A 13,530-nucleotide genomic window follows, 5' to 3' on the forward strand; every position below is an offset into this window, starting at 1 on the left:
CACCGCTTCGGAGCCGGTGGTGACCAGCAGGGTCTGCTTGGCGAAGTCGCCCGGCACCCTGGCGTTGATCTTCTCGCACAGCTCGACGTAGGGCTCGTAGGCCAGCACCTGGAAGCAGGTGTGGGTGAGCTTGGTCAGCTGCTCCTGCACCGCGGCGATGACTTTCGGGTGCAGGTGGCCGGTGTTGAGCACCGCGATGCCGCCGGCGAAGTCGATGAACTCGCGACCCTCGACGTCGGTGACCGTGGCGTTCTGCGCCCGCTCGGCGAAGATCGGGTGGATCTGGCCGACGCCACGCGGGACGGCGGCGGTGCGGCGTTGCATCAGGGATTCGTTGGTTTTGCTCATGGTGTCCTCATTGGCCGCTCATCGTGCGGCGCGGTTCAGACCGGGTTAGCGCGGCAGCAGCATACGATGATCGACTGCTACAGCCCTCCCGGCCACGGGGGAATAGCTCTTTTGCCTCACCGATCCACCACTCTCACGGAGCGTAGCGAGCGAAGGGGAGGCAAGGCGGCGGTGTCGGGAAAAAGCGGAGTTGGCTTTTGCCAATGAGCATTTTTCCCGATACCGCCAACGCGGCATCGCCAAAGCGCAGTAGCGACTACACGCCCAGGCACAGGTATTTGATTTCCAGATACTCGTCCAAACCATATTTCGAGCCTTCACGGCCCAGGCCCGAGGATTTCATGCCACCGAACGGCGCCACCTCGGTGGAGATCACCCCGGTGTTGATGCCGACCATGCCGTACTCCAGGGCCTCGGCCACGCGGAACACCCGGCCCAGATCGCGGGCATAGAAGTAGGCGGCCAGGCCGAATTCGGTGTCGTTGGCCTGGCGGATCACCTCGGCCTCGTCGCTGAAACGGAACAGCGGCGCCAGCGGGCCGAAGGTTTCCTCGCGCGCCACGGCCATCTCGGCGGTTACGCCGCTGACGATGGTCGGCTCGAAGAAGTTGCCGCCCAGGCGCTTGCCGCCGGCGACCAGGGTGGCGCCCTTGTCCAGGGCGTCACGCAGGTGACGCTCGACCTTGGCCACCGCCTCGGCATTGATCAGCGGCCCGGTGGTGATGCCCTCCTGCATGCCGTTACCGACCCTGAGCTTGGCCACCGCCACCTGCAACTTGGCGGCGAAGGCGTCATACACGCCGTCCTGCACATACAGACGGTTGGCGCAGACGCAGGTCTGCCCGGCGTTGCGGTACTTGGAGATGATCGCCCCCTCGACGGCCGCATCCAGGTCGGCGTCATCGAAGACGATAAAGGGCGCGTTGCCGCCCAGTTCCAGCGAGAGCTTCTTCAGGGTCGGCGCGCACTGCTGCATCAGCGTGATGCCGACTGCGGTGGAGCCGGTGAACGACAGCTTGCGCACAATCGGGTTGTCGCACAGCTCGGCGCCCACCTCGCGGCTGGCGGCCACGTCGGCCGGGATCACGCTGAGCAGTCCGGCCGGGATGCCGGCGCGCTCGGCCAGCGCGACCAGGGCCAGGGCCGAGAACGGGGTCTGCGGCGCCGGCTTGAGTACCATGGCGCACCCCACCGCCAGGGCCGGACCGGCCTTGCGGGTGATCATGGCGCTGGGGAAGTTCCAGGGCGTGATGGCCGCGGTGACGCCCACCGGTTCCTTCTGCACCAGGATGCGCTTGTCCATGGCATGGGCCGGAATCAGGTCGCCATAGGCGCGCTTGGCCTCCTCGGCGAACCACTCGATAAAGGAGGCAGCGTAGGCGATCTCGCCGCGGGCCTCGGCCAGCGGTTTGCCCTGCTCGGCGGTCATGATCCGCGCCAGGTCTTCCTGGTTGGCCAGGATCAGCTCGAACCAGTTGCGCAGCAATTGTGCGCGCGCCTTGGCGGTCAGCGCCCGCCAGGCCGGCTGGGCGCTTTGCGCGGCTTCGATGGCGCGGCGGGTTTCGTCACGGCCCATATTGGGCACACTGCCGATCTTTTCAGCGTTGGCCGGATTGAAGATCTCGGTACGCGCGCCGCTGTCGGCTTCGCACCACTGGCCGTTCACATAGGCCTGCTGACGCAGCAGGCCGGGGTCCTTCAACTCAAGGCTCATGCGGGCTCTCTTTTGTTCTTGGCGATCAGGTGGGTTGCTGGGTACGCAGTTTCTCGCTGCGCCCGCGCAGCCATTCCAGGGTCAGCAACAGCAGGATGGAGAAGCCGATCAGCAGGGTCGCCGCCGCGGCGATGGTCGGCGACAGGTTCTCGCGGATGCCGCTGAACATCTGCCGCGGCAAGGTGGCCTGCTCCGGGCCGGCGAGGAACAGGGTCACCACCACTTCATCGAAGGAGGTGGCGAAGGCGAACAGCGCACCACTGATCACCCCCGGGGCAATCAGCGGCAGGGTTACCCGGCGGAACGCGGTCAGCGGCGAGGCGCCGAGGCTGGCGGCAGCACGCACCAGGTTCTGGTTGAAGCCCTGCAGGGTGGCCGACACCGTGATGATGACAAAGGGCACGCCCAGCACCGCGTGCACCACGATCAGCGAGAAATAGCTGTTGCCCAGGCCCAGCGGGGCGAAGAACAGGTAGCTGGCCACCCCGACGATCACCACCGGTACCACCATGGGCGAGATCAGCAGGCTCATCACCAGCGCCTTGCCGCGGAACTCGCCGCGGGTCAGGCCGATCGCCGCCAGGGTGCCGAAGACCATGGCCAGCACGGTGGCGGCCGGGGCAATGATCAGGCTGTTCTTCAGCGAACGCATCCAGTCGGCGGACATGAAGAAGTCCTCATACCAGCGCAGGGAAAAGCCCTGCAGCGGGTAGACCAGGAAGGTGCCGGAGTTGAACGACAGCGGGATGATCACCAGTACCGGCAGGATCAGGAACAGCAGCACCAGCGCGCAGAGGCTGCGCAGACTGTAGTACCAGACGCGCTCGACGGGTGACAGGTGGGGGCTCAGCATAGATCTCTCTCCATCCTAAGGTTGTCCTCGCCCGGCGGGCGAGGACGACAGGGTCAGGCCAGGCGCAGCCGGCTTGCGCCGACCAGCCAGCTGTAGACCACGTAAAGCACCAGGGTGGCGCCCAGCAGCAGGCCGCCGAGGGCCGTGGCCATGCCCCAGTTGATGGTGTTGTTGGTATAGAAGGCGACGAAATAGCTGATCATCTGGTCGCTCGGGCTGCCCAGCAGCGCCGGGGTGATGTAGTAGCCGATCGACAGGATGAACACCAGCAGGCAGCCGGCGCCGACCCCGGCCAGGGTCTGCGGGAAGTACACCCGCCAGAAGCTGGCGAAGGGGTGACAGCCCAGCGACACCGCCGCACGCATGTAGGTCGGCGAGATGCCCTTCATCACGCTGTAGATCGGCAGGATCATGAACGGCAGCATGATATGCACCATGGCGATGTACACCCCGCTGCGGTTGAACACCAGCTGCAGCGGCTCGTCGATGATGCCCAGCGACAGCAGCGCGCCGTTGATCAGGCCGCCCGACTGCAACAGCACGATCCAGGCCGCGACCCGCACCAGGATCGAGGTCCAAAACGGCAGCAGCACCAGGATCATCAGCAGGTTGCTCTGCCGGGTCGGCAGGTTGGCCAGCAGGTAGGCCAGCGGGTAGGCCAGCACCAGACAGATGCTGGTGATCACCAGGCTCATCCAGAAGGTGCGCACGAAGATGTCCAGGTAGATGGCCTGGTCCGGGGTGGCGCTGGCCAGCTCGCCGAGATCGTCGATGCGATGGTCGAGGGCGGCCAGCAGGTAATAGGGGGTAATGTTCGAACCGTTGCGGCGGACCACCTGCCAATAGGCCGGGTCGCCCCAACGCTCGTCCAGGCCTTCCAGGGCGTCCTTGTAGGACGCAGGTTCGCTGGCGAAGGGCAACGCGCGAGCGGTGCTGCCGATCAGGCTGCGAAAACCGGCCAGCTCCATGTTCAGCCGCTTGGACAGGTCTCCCAGGTTGCGCTGCTTGCGCGTCTCGACGATATCCAGGGCCATGGCGCGATAGACCGCCTCGCCCGGCAGTGCCTTGCCGTTCCATTCGGCGATGGCCGCCACGGTAAGCGGCAGACTGGCGACCACTTCCGGGTTGTCCACGCTGCGCCAGAGCAAGGCACCGATGGGCACCAGGAAGGTCAGCAGGAGAAACACCAGCAGGGGCAGGATCAGCGCCTTGGACTTCAGCCGATTGAAGCGTTCGGCGCGGGCCAGACGCTGCTTGAGACTGGAGCTGGGACTGGTGATTGGCAGGTCGGTGACAGGCATTACGCTGGCCATGGAAAACTCCGCATGCAACGGCCGCACGGGGCGACGAGTAAAGGCAAGGCCCCGGCCTTGCGGCCGGGGTCAGGGTGGCTCTAGTTGCGCGCAGCCCAGGCATTGAAGCGCTGTTCCAGCTGCTCGCCGTAGTCGGCCCAGAAGGTCACGTCGATGGCCACCTGATCCTTGATATTTTCAGGCGTGGTCGGCATCAGGTTCAGGCGCTCGGGCGCCAGCAGGTCGATGGCCTGTTTCTTGGCCGGGCCGTAGGCGATGTTTTCGGCGAAAACTTTCTGCGGCTGCGCTTGCACCGAGAAGGCGATGAACTGCTTGGCTTCTTCCTGATTCTTGGCACCGCGCGGGATGGCCCAGGAATCGAAGTCGTAGATGCCACCGTTCCATACCACCTGCAGGTTGCTCTCGGCCTGCACCGCGGCGATCCGACCGTTGTAGGCCGAACTCATGACCACATCGCCCGAGGCCAGGTACTGCGGCGGCTGGGCGCCGGCTTCCCACCACTGAATATGCGGCTTGAGCTCATCCAGCTTGCGGAAGGCGCGGTCGACGCCGTCACGGGTCGCCAGCACCTTGTAGACTTCGGTCGGCGCCACGCCATCGGCCATCAGGGCGAATTCCAGGGTGTACTTGGCGCCCTTGCGCAGGCCGCGCTTGCCGGGGAATTTCTCCACGTCCCAGAAATCGACCCAACCGGTCGGTGCGCCGCTGAGCTTGTCGGCGTTGTAGGCCAGGACCGTCGACCAGACGAAGAAGCCCACGCCACACGGCTGGATAGCGCCGTCGATGAAGTCGTCCGGGTTGCCGAACAGCGCCGGATCGAGCGGCTCGAACAAGCCCTCGTCACAACCGCGGGCCAGCTCGGGCGATTCCACTTCGAGCAGGTTCCAGTTCACGCTGTTGGTGTCGACCATGGCCTTGACCTTGGCCATCTCGCCGTTGTACTGGCCGGCCAGGATCTTGTTGCCGGTGTTTTTCTCGAAGGGCTCGTAGAAGGCCTTGACCTGCGCCTCCTTGCTCGCACCGCCGAATGAAATCGCAGTCAGGTCGGCCGCCATCGCCGGAACTGCAAGGGCCACCCCAACGGCCAGGGCCGCAAACTTCAGGGATTTCGACATTGTTGTTATCTCCTCTGTGTCACATGGGTAAGGATGAAGCACTGCCTGTAGGGTCTGTTGTCGTTGCGTTGCGGCTGGCAACGCAACGTCAACAGACCCCGGGTTCAGTCCGGCTGCTGTGGATCGAGGGCGCGGACGTGCTCGACATGCCAGCCGAGCGGCACCAGATCGCCAACGGCCAGGGCCGTATCCAGCTCGGCCACCGGCTGCTTGATATAAAAATCGCTCTTGCCGCAGACCTCCATGCGGATGCGCACGTGATCGCCCAGGTAGATGAATTCGGCGACGCGCCCGGAGAAGCGGTTCGGGCAGGCCTCGCTGTGGCCGTTCAGGCGAATCCGCTCGGGGCGTACCGACAGGGTCACCGCCTCGCCCGGCTGGCCGACATTGACCGCCAGCGCCTCGACCCTCTCGCCACGGGCCAGGCCGACCACGCAGCGCTCGCCGTCGCGGCTGATCAGGTGACCGCTGAGGCGATTGTTTTCGCCGATGAAGTTGGCGACGAAGGTGTTGCTCGGCATCTCATAGAGGGTGCGCGGATCGGCGATCTGCTGGATCTCGCCCTGGTGGAACACCGCAACCCGATCGGACATGGTCAGCGCCTCGCCCTGGTCGTGGGTGACGTAGACCACGGTCACACCCAGACGCTGGTGCAGGTGCTTGATCTCCATCTGCATGTGCTCGCGCAACTGCTTGTCGAGGGCGCCCAAGGGTTCGTCCATCAGCACCAGTTGCGGCTCGAACACCAGGGCGCGGGCCAGGGCCACACGCTGCTGCTGGCCGCCGGAGAGTTGCCCGGGGTAGCGATTGCGGAAGCTGTCCAGTTGCACCATCGACAGCGCGCGCTTGACCCGCTCGCTGGTGTCGGTACGCGACAGGCCGCGCACGGTCAGGGGAAAGGCCAGGTTCTCGGCCACCGTCATGTGCGGGAACAAGGCATAGTTCTGGAACACCATGCCGATGTCGCGCTTGTGCGGCGGCAGCTTGGTCAGCGAGCGACCGCCGAGGAGGATTTCCCCGGCGGTGGGGGTTTCGAAACCGGCCAGCATCATCAAGCTGGTGGTCTTGCCCGAGCCGGACGGCCCGAGCAGGGTGAGGAACTCGCCCTTGCGGATGTCCAGATTGAGGTCCTTGACGATCAGATTCTCGCCGTCATAGCTCTTCTGCACACCGCGAAAACTCACCAACACATCGTTTGCCTGAGACTCGGACATCACCGCACCCTTTGTTGTTGTCTGTACGTCGTTGGCTACAGACTAGGGGCAGCGCGGCAGTGAAAGAATCGGGCAGGATGACGACCTGTCATCAGATCGACGGAGAGTTTCGTGTAGGAATCGCCCTACAAAGGCCAAGGGTATCCGTCGGCCAGCGGAGGCTTGGCAGGCGGCTCAGACCAGGCGGTGCTCCATGGCATAGCGCACCAGGTCGGCCATCGAGTGCACCCCGAGCTTCTGCATCAGGCGCGCCTTGTGGGTACTCACGGTCTTGTTGCTGATCGCCAGGTGCAGGGCGATGTCGTTGACCCCTTCGCCGCGCGCCAGGCGCTCGAACACCGAGAACTCGCGTTCGGAGAGCTGGGCATGGGGCGGCCGCGAATCGGTCAGGCCGACCTCGAAGACCATCCGGTCGGCCAGCTCGGGATCGATGTAGCGGCCACCGCCGGCCACCTTGCGGATGGCGCTGATCAGCAGCGCCGGGTCGCTGTCCTTGGTCGCATAGCCGGCGGCGCCGACCTTGAGCGCACGGGCGGCCATCTGCGTTTCGTTGTGCATCGACAGCACCAGGATCGCCGGCCCGTTGGCCAACGCGCGGATCCGTGGAATCGCCTCCAGGCCATTGACCCCGGGCATGCTGATATCCAGCAGCACCACGTCGCAGGCGGTCTTGCGCAGGCACTCGAGCAACTGCTCGCCATTGCCGGCCTCGCCCACCACCTCGAGGTCGCGGGCCATGCCGATCAACTGCTTGATGCCTTCACGCACAATGGCGTGGTCCTCAGCCACTATTACCCGAATCACGCCACTTCCTCCTCGGCCATCGCCACTCGTGCGCACAGCGTAGTCCCCTCGCCGGGCTGGCTGTCAATCTGCAACCGGCCGCCGAGCATCAATACTCGCTCCTGCATGCCGACCAGGCCGAACGACTGCCCCGGCTTGCGCTGCTCGGGCGCGAAGCCTTTGCCGTCGTCGCTGACGCACAGGCACAGCTCGCCGCCCTCCAGGCGCAGACTCACCTGTACGCTGTGCGCGCCGGCGTGGCGCATGATGTTGGTCAGCGCCTCCTGAAGAATGCGAAACAGACCGATGGCCTTGGCATCGCTGAGTGTCGGCAGGTTCTCCGGTACCTCGACCATGCACGGGATCTGAGTGCGCGCCTCGAAGCGGCGCACCTGCCACTCGATGGCCGAGGCAATGCCGGCATCGAGAATCGGCGGGCGCAGCGCGGTGGCCACATCGCGCACCAGCTGAAACAGCTGAGCGATCAGGCGCTTCATGTTCTGCAGGTGCTGATCCAGCACCGGCAACTGGCCGGAGCAGACCAGCTCGCACATGGCGGTTTCCAGCTTGAGCACGGTAAGCACCTGGCCCAGCTCGTCGTGCACCTCGCGGGCGATGCGCGCCTTTTCCTCCTCGCGCACGCTCTCCAGATGCGCCGACAGCTCACGCAGGCGCGCCCGCGACTCGCCCAGCGCCAGCTCCACCTGCTTGTTCTCGGTGATGTCCCAGACCACCCCGTCCCACACCACCCGGCCCTCGCCCAGGCGCCGCGCGGTGGCCTTGATATCGGCCCAGCGCAGCTGGCCGGCGCGGGTGAGGATGCGCCCCTGCCACTGCCAGTCGCTATCGCCGGCCAAGGCCGCGCCCTGGCTGCGCCGGTAGCTGGCCTGATCGTCGGGGTGCACCAGGCTGCGCAGACCGCGGTCGGCGCGCTGCAACTCGACGGCCGGATAACCGACCAGTTCGGCGCTGGCCTCGCTGATATAGGCGAACACCACCTGCTGCTCGAGCGCGCTACGCTCGAGGCGAAACACCAGCCCGGGGACATTGCCGGCGATGCCCTTGAACCGCGCCTCGCTCTCCTGCAGGGCGGCGCGGGCGCGCCGGCGTTCGGTGACATCGGCGAGGAACACCACCAGGTATTCCGCCCGATCGAAGCGCAGGAAGCTCAGCGACACATCCACCGGCAAGCCGCTGCCATCGGCGCGCAGGCACTCGGTCTCGAAACCCGGCAAGGCCTCGCCGCTGCTGCGCGCCAGCTTCCACAGGCTCAACCAGCGATCCATATCCAGGCTCGGTTCCAGCGCCTGTAACGGCCGATCTACCAGGGCCCCGCTGGTGTAGCCGAGCATGTCCTCGGCGGCGCGGTTGGCATAACGCACATGGCTGTCCCAATTGACCCAGAGAATGCCCACGGTGCTGTGGTCGATGGAGAACTGGCTGAGTCGCAGGGCCTGCTCGGCGACCTCGCGCTGGCTCAACTCCTGACGCACGCCGAGCAGCTGACGCTCCAGGCCGCGGCGCTGCTGGCGCAGGTGCAGGACGATGGCCGCGGCGCTGAGCAAGGCCAACAGCAATAGCAGCGCAAGGCCGCGCCAGAAGGCCAGGGACTCGCCGATCTGCGGGTATTTCAACGGCAGCCAGCGCTCGCGCAGACGCTCGATCTCGCGCCCGGGCATGGCCTCCAGGGTCCGCTCGAGGATTTCCGCCAGCAGCGGCTCGTCGCGCCGACTGGCGATGCGCAGCAACTGCGGCAGACCGATATCGCCGACGATGCTCAGGGCCGCGAACTGCGGCTCGCGCAGCAGCAGGCTGAGGCGCGCCTCGTCGACCACCGCATAGCTGACCTCCTGGCGCAATAGGCGCAACAGGCCCACCCGCTCAGAACTCACCGCCTGCAGTTGCAGGTTGTTGTGGGTCTTGTACAGGTACTCGAACACAGCGCTCGGCTCGCGCACCGCGACCGGCTCATCGTGCCCCAGGCGATCGAGGTCGACCGCACTGATGCCGCGCTGCTCGCTCACCACCAGGTGTGGCACCCGCATATAGGGCGCGGTGTAGAGCCACAACCGCAGGCCGCGCGGGGTCTGCTGCAGTCCCGGCGCGAGGTCGACCTCGCCGCGCCGCAGCGCCGCATCCAGCGCGTCCTGATCGGCGAAACGCAGCCACAGCGGCTCGACACCCATGCCCTGCAGCACGCGCGTCATCAGCTCGACATTGGCCCCGGAAAGCCGCTGCAGACGCCGGTCGTACAAGGCCCAGGGCGCCTGCATGAGCAGGCCCACGCGCAGCTGCCGGTGCTCGGCGAGCCAGGCCTGCTGCTCCGCGGTGTAGAGCGGACGCAGGGGCACCAGCGAGTCTTCGGTCCAGGCGAACAGCGGCCACAGCAGGAGCAGAAAGAGGATGCGCGACCACATAGGACTCATTGCCAAAATTACTCTGCCAGGGCAGCGGGATAATATTCCGAGGGAGTCAGAAGCTCGAACGCCGTCGCGAGGCAGCCGCCACTGGCAGGAGTCTTTTCACAAGGGTGATACCTTACTCCAGTCGAGGCCCGCCTCGCCAAGGGATGGCACTGACAAAACGCCGCACAAGCAGTAGGCTGGGGCGCTCACACTGCCCCTGGAGTCGTCCATGCCCTGCGCCATCCGCCCCCTGCTGGCAGCCCTGAGCCTGAGCCTGGCACTGCCGCTCGGCTCACCGTTGCAGGCCGCAGAGTCCAGTACGATGAGCGCGGCCAGCGACGAGCAAAGCCTGGCGGCCGAGCCGCCCGCGACAGACCTGAGCCGCCTGCCACCAGCCGAACGCAGTGCGGCTGCCGCCAGCGCGCTGATCCGCCAGCTACCCGATCAGGAACAGCAGCAGCTGCACGCCGGGGATGAGACCTTCCTGGCCCTGTGGCTACCGGCCAATGCCGCCGAGGCCCATGGCGTGGTGGTGCTGGTGGCGGGCGATGGCGAAAGCGCCGATTGGCCCAAAGTAATTGGCCCGCTGCGCCGCAAGCTGCCGGATGCCGGCTGGCACAGCCTGACCCTGAGCCTGCCCGATCCGCAGGACGACCCGCCACTAGCCCCCCAGGCCACAAGCGCAGCCATAGCGACCGATGGGCCACCGCTCGACGCTAAGACTGAAGAGTCGCCGCCAGCCACCGACACTGCGCAACCCGATCCGGATGGCCAGGCTGACCAGCCCAAGGAAGACGCCAGCGAACGTCACGCCCGACGTATCAAGCAGCGCATCGCCGCGGCCCTGGAACTGGCCCGCCAGCAGCAGTCCAAACAGATCGTCCTGCTCGGTCATGGCAGTGGCGGCTACTGGAGCATGCGCTATCTCAGCGAGGAACAACCCTCTGACGTGCGCGGCCTGCTGCTGGTGGACGTCAAGCCGGCAGCCGATGCCAGCCCCGGGTTGGACGAGCTGCAAGCCAGCCTCAAGCTGGCCACCGGCGACTTCTACTACAAGGATCGGCCACTCGAGCGCAGTGCGGCCACCGAACGCGCCCAGGCCAGCAAACGCCAGAAACACCCGGCCTATACCCAGGTGGCACTCAAGGCCTTGCCGGGCAACCCCGAAGTCGAACAGGAACAGCTGTACCGCCGGCTGCGCGGCTGGCTGACGCTGCAACTGCCGGCAGGTTGAACAGCCTGCTAGCGAAAACCGCGCCGCTGGCGCACCAGGCCGTAGGCCTGGTGCAGTTCGCGGGTCTTCTCCGTGGCTTCGCGCAGCCGCTCAGGCGATACCCCGCTGCCGGCCAGCTTGTCCGGATGGTGGCGGCTCAACAGCCGCCGGTAGGCGCGCTTGATCTGCGCCGGCTCGCTATCGGCGCTCACCCCGAGCAAGCGTAGCGCCTGCTGATAGCTACCGCCCGTGGCAGCCACCGGCCCCTGCTTCGGCGCATAGGCCGCGCTCAGCACTTGCTGGGTCGCCGTCGACACGTCCAGCCACTTGCCCCAGAGCAGAATCAACTCGCGCTCGGTCTGACTGACCCGGCCGTCCACCCAGGCCATGCGCCAGCACGCATGCAACAGGGCTTCGGCCTGCGCGCGCTGGCGGCGCAAGGGCGCGCGCAGGCCTTCGCGGCCGATCTTGCCGCGGGCGAAGGCCGCGACCGCGCGCCGCTGGCCCGCCGCATCCAGGCCCAGGCGCTGCATCTCGGCGCGCGCCTGGAGGATATGCGCCTGCAGCACCCGGCCATCGCATTTGGCCAGGCGACCGAGCAGGACAAACAGCAATTCCTCGTCACCCGGGTATGGCTTGCCGCCCAAGCGCTCGCGTAGCGCCGCCCAGCTGTGCACGCGCAAGCGCCGATCCACCACCTGGCCGAGCAGCCCACCGAGCAGGGCACCGGGAATGCTGGCCAGGGCCAGGCCGCCAACGGCACCGAGCAGCGTCGCCGGCCAGAGCATCTCAATGCCCCGCGGCGAGCAAACGCTCGACTTCGGCCAGGCGCTCATGGGTGCCGACATCGACCCAGCGCCCGGCGAAACGCTCGCCGCTGACCTGGCCTTCGCCCATGGCCCGGCGCAACAGCGGCGCCAGCTTGAATGCGCCCGGCTGGCAACCGGCAAACAAGGCTGGGGCCAGCACGGCGATACCGCTGTAGGTCAGACTCGGCTGCTCGGCGCGCGCCTCGCCGACCCGCTCGGCGCACAAGGCAAAATCGCCGGTGCGGTGATGCGGCGGATTATCCACCAGTACCAGATGAGCCAGCCCGGCCAAGGGTCGACGCAGTTGAGCGAAGGGGTAATCGGTGAAGATGTCGCCATTGACCAGCACAAAAGGCTGATCGCCCAGCAGCGGCAGCGCGCGAAAAATTCCGCCGCCGGTTTCCAGCGGCTCGCCCTCGGCCGAATAGGCGATGCTCAGGCCAAAGTCCGCGCCATCGCCCAGGTAATCCTCGATCTGCCGACCGAGCCAGGCATGGTTGATCACCAGTTCGCGGAAGCCTGCGGCGGCCAGGGCGCGCACGTGGTACTCGATCAAGGGCACGCCGGCGGCCTGCACCAGCGGCTTGGGCGTATGCAGGGTCAGGGGGCGCAGGCGCTCGCCCTTGCCGGCCGCCAGGATCATCGCCTTCATGCCGGCACCGCGGCGGCCTGGGGCAGGCTGGCGAACAGCTGCGCCAGTTCGGCCAACTCCGGACGGCGCGCCAGCACGGCGTCTATGTAGGCGAAGAAGCGCGGCACATCGTCCAGGTACCTGGGTTTGCCGTCGCGGTGGCAGATCCGCGCGAAGATGCCGATCACCTTGAGATGCCGCTGCACGCCCATCAGGTCGCTGGCACGCAGGAACTCGTCCAGTTCGGCCTGCACTGGAATCCCCGCCGCCCCCGCCTGCTGCCAGTAACCCGCGAGCCAGTCGCGCACCCGCGCCTCGGGCCAACTGAGGAAGGCATCCTTGAACAGACAGGTGACGTCGTAGGTCACCGGACCGTAGACCGCATCCTGAAAGTCCAGCACCCCCGGGTTCGGGGTGCTGAGCATCAGGTTGCGCGGCATGTAGTCGCGGTGCACCAGCACTTGGGGCTGGGCCAGGGCGCTGTCGATCAGCCGCGTACAGATACGCTGCCAGGCGGCCTGCTGCGCCTCGCTCAGCTCGACGCCCAGGTGCCGCCGCACATACCACTCGGGAAACAGCTGCAGCTCGCGGCGCAGCAGGGCGTCGTCATAGCTGGGCAGCGGCGCATCCATCGGCAGCCGTTGAAAGGCCAGCAAGGCCTGCACGGCATCGTCGAACAGCCGATCGGCATTCTGCGCATCGATCACGTCCAGGTAGGTCTGGCGCCCCAGATCGCTGAGCAGGAGAAATCCCCGCTCCAGATCCTCGGCGAGAATCTGCGGCACATTGACCCCCGCCACGGCCAGCCGCTCGGCGACCTTGACGAAGGGTCGGCAGTCCTCCTGCGGCGGCGGTGCATCCATCAGGATCAGGCTGCGGCCATCGCCCTGCCAGCGGAAATAACGGCGAAAACTGGCGTCACTGCTGGCGGGCGTCAGGGTAGCGGGCGGCACCTCCCCCCAACCGCGGGCGGCGAACAAGGCCGGCAGTTGCTGGTCGAGCCAATGATTGAGGAGCTGCAGACGTATATCTTCATCAGGCATTACAAGGGTCTCCGACGGCGCTAGCCGTTGCGCGGGTCATGCTTTATTATCCAGCATCTTTTTCAGCCCATCGAGAGGCGTGCGGCCTC

Annotated in this window: 12 protein-coding genes; 1 reads left to right on the plus strand and 11 read right to left on the minus strand. The window is 66.4% G+C overall.

What is annotated here, in order from left to right; genetic code table 11:
• From ABZE94_RS05785 to ABZE94_RS05820, 8 genes are all read right to left on the minus strand, one after another.
• Positions 1-348: aminotransferase class III-fold pyridoxal phosphate-dependent enzyme (locus tag ABZE94_RS05785; protein ID WP_372874578.1), on the minus strand; the 348-nt coding region annotated here is incomplete at its 3' end.
• Positions 349-604: 256 nt separating this feature from the next.
• Entirely contained in the window at positions 605-2,062 is a 1,458-nt protein-coding gene (gene gabD, locus ABZE94_RS05790; protein ID WP_372874579.1) for an NADP-dependent succinate-semialdehyde dehydrogenase, read from the minus strand.
• A 25-nt stretch (positions 2,063-2,087) separates the two neighbouring features.
• Entirely contained in the window at positions 2,088-2,915 is an 828-nt protein-coding gene (locus tag ABZE94_RS05795) for an ABC transporter permease (RefSeq protein ID WP_318963046.1), read from the minus strand.
• A gap of 53 nt (positions 2,916-2,968) precedes the next feature.
• Positions 2,969-4,216: an ABC transporter permease gene (locus tag ABZE94_RS05800; protein WP_372874606.1), complete on the minus strand. Its 1,248-nt coding sequence runs from the start codon at positions 4,214-4,216 to the stop codon at positions 2,969-2,971.
• Positions 4,217-4,308: 92 nt separating this feature from the next.
• Positions 4,309-5,343: an ABC transporter substrate-binding protein gene (locus ABZE94_RS05805; protein ID WP_372874580.1), complete on the minus strand. Its 1,035-nt coding sequence runs from the start codon at positions 5,341-5,343 to the stop codon at positions 4,309-4,311.
• Positions 5,344-5,447: 104 nt separating this feature from the next.
• Complete coding sequence (locus ABZE94_RS05810; protein WP_372874581.1) at positions 5,448-6,557, minus strand: ABC transporter ATP-binding protein; 1,110 nt, start codon at positions 6,555-6,557, stop codon at positions 5,448-5,450.
• A gap of 174 nt (positions 6,558-6,731) precedes the next feature.
• A complete protein-coding gene (locus ABZE94_RS05815; RefSeq protein ID WP_372874582.1) occupies positions 6,732-7,361 on the minus strand; it encodes a response regulator in 630 nt (209 codons plus the stop codon).
• Entirely contained in the window at positions 7,358-9,766 is a 2,409-nt protein-coding gene (locus ABZE94_RS05820) for a PAS domain S-box protein (RefSeq protein WP_372874583.1), read from the minus strand. The genes ABZE94_RS05815 and ABZE94_RS05820 overlap by 4 nt, the downstream gene beginning before the upstream one ends.
• Before the next feature lie 208 nt (positions 9,767-9,974).
• Between ABZE94_RS05820 and ABZE94_RS05825 the strand changes: the two genes are divergently transcribed.
• Positions 9,975-10,979: an alpha/beta hydrolase family protein gene (locus tag ABZE94_RS05825; RefSeq protein WP_372874584.1), complete on the plus strand. Its 1,005-nt coding sequence runs from the start codon at positions 9,975-9,977 to the stop codon at positions 10,977-10,979.
• 8 nt (positions 10,980-10,987) lie between these two features.
• On the opposite strand, the gene ABZE94_RS05830 is transcribed toward ABZE94_RS05825, so the two are convergent.
• From ABZE94_RS05830 to ABZE94_RS05840, 3 genes are read right to left on the minus strand one after another with little or no spacing between them, the layout of a single operon-like run.
• Positions 10,988-11,746, minus strand: coding sequence for a DnaJ domain-containing protein (locus ABZE94_RS05830; protein ID WP_372874585.1), 759 nt, complete (start codon positions 11,744-11,746; stop codon positions 10,988-10,990).
• A gap of 1 nt (position 11,747) precedes the next feature.
• The gene (gene murU / locus ABZE94_RS05835; protein ID WP_372874586.1) at positions 11,748-12,419 is read right to left on the minus strand and encodes an N-acetylmuramate alpha-1-phosphate uridylyltransferase MurU; all 672 of its coding nucleotides are present in this window, start codon (positions 12,417-12,419) and stop codon (positions 11,748-11,750) included.
• Positions 12,416-13,441, minus strand: coding sequence for an aminoglycoside phosphotransferase family protein (locus tag ABZE94_RS05840; RefSeq protein WP_372874587.1), 1,026 nt, complete (start codon positions 13,439-13,441; stop codon positions 12,416-12,418). The genes murU and ABZE94_RS05840 overlap by 4 nt, the downstream gene beginning before the upstream one ends.
• Positions 13,442-13,530: the final 89 nt, after the last annotated feature.

This window comes from Pseudomonas sp. (assembly GCF_041601375.1).
Lineage (GTDB): Bacteria > Pseudomonadota > Gammaproteobacteria > Pseudomonadales > Pseudomonadaceae > Aquipseudomonas.

Excerpts from the sequence above, each read along its gene's own strand:
- ABZE94_RS05805 (WP_372874580.1), bottom strand. The coding sequence starts at position 5,343 with ATGTCGAAATCCCTGAAGTTTGCGGCCCTGGCCGTTGGGGTGGCCCTT.
- ABZE94_RS05800 (WP_372874606.1), bottom strand. The coding sequence starts at position 4,216 with ATGCCTGTCACCGACCTGCCAATCACCAGTCCCAGCTCCAGTCTCAAG.
- ABZE94_RS05830 (WP_372874585.1), bottom strand. The coding sequence starts at position 11,746 with ATGCTCTGGCCGGCGACGCTGCTCGGTGCCGTTGGCGGCCTGGCCCTG.
- ABZE94_RS05820 (WP_372874583.1), bottom strand. The coding sequence starts at position 9,766 with ATGAGTCCTATGTGGTCGCGCATCCTCTTTCTGCTCCTGCTGTGGCCG.
- ABZE94_RS05810 (WP_372874581.1), bottom strand. The coding sequence starts at position 6,557 with ATGTCCGAGTCTCAGGCAAACGATGTGTTGGTGAGTTTTCGCGGTGTG.
- murU (WP_372874586.1), bottom strand. The coding sequence starts at position 12,419 with ATGAAGGCGATGATCCTGGCGGCCGGCAAGGGCGAGCGCCTGCGCCCC.
- ABZE94_RS05825 (WP_372874584.1), top strand. The coding sequence starts at position 9,975 with ATGCCCTGCGCCATCCGCCCCCTGCTGGCAGCCCTGAGCCTGAGCCTG.
- ABZE94_RS05795 (WP_318963046.1), bottom strand. The coding sequence starts at position 2,915 with ATGCTGAGCCCCCACCTGTCACCCGTCGAGCGCGTCTGGTACTACAGT.
- ABZE94_RS05840 (WP_372874587.1), bottom strand. The coding sequence starts at position 13,441 with ATGCCTGATGAAGATATACGTCTGCAGCTCCTCAATCATTGGCTCGAC.
- gabD (WP_372874579.1), bottom strand. The coding sequence starts at position 2,062 with ATGAGCCTTGAGTTGAAGGACCCCGGCCTGCTGCGTCAGCAGGCCTAT.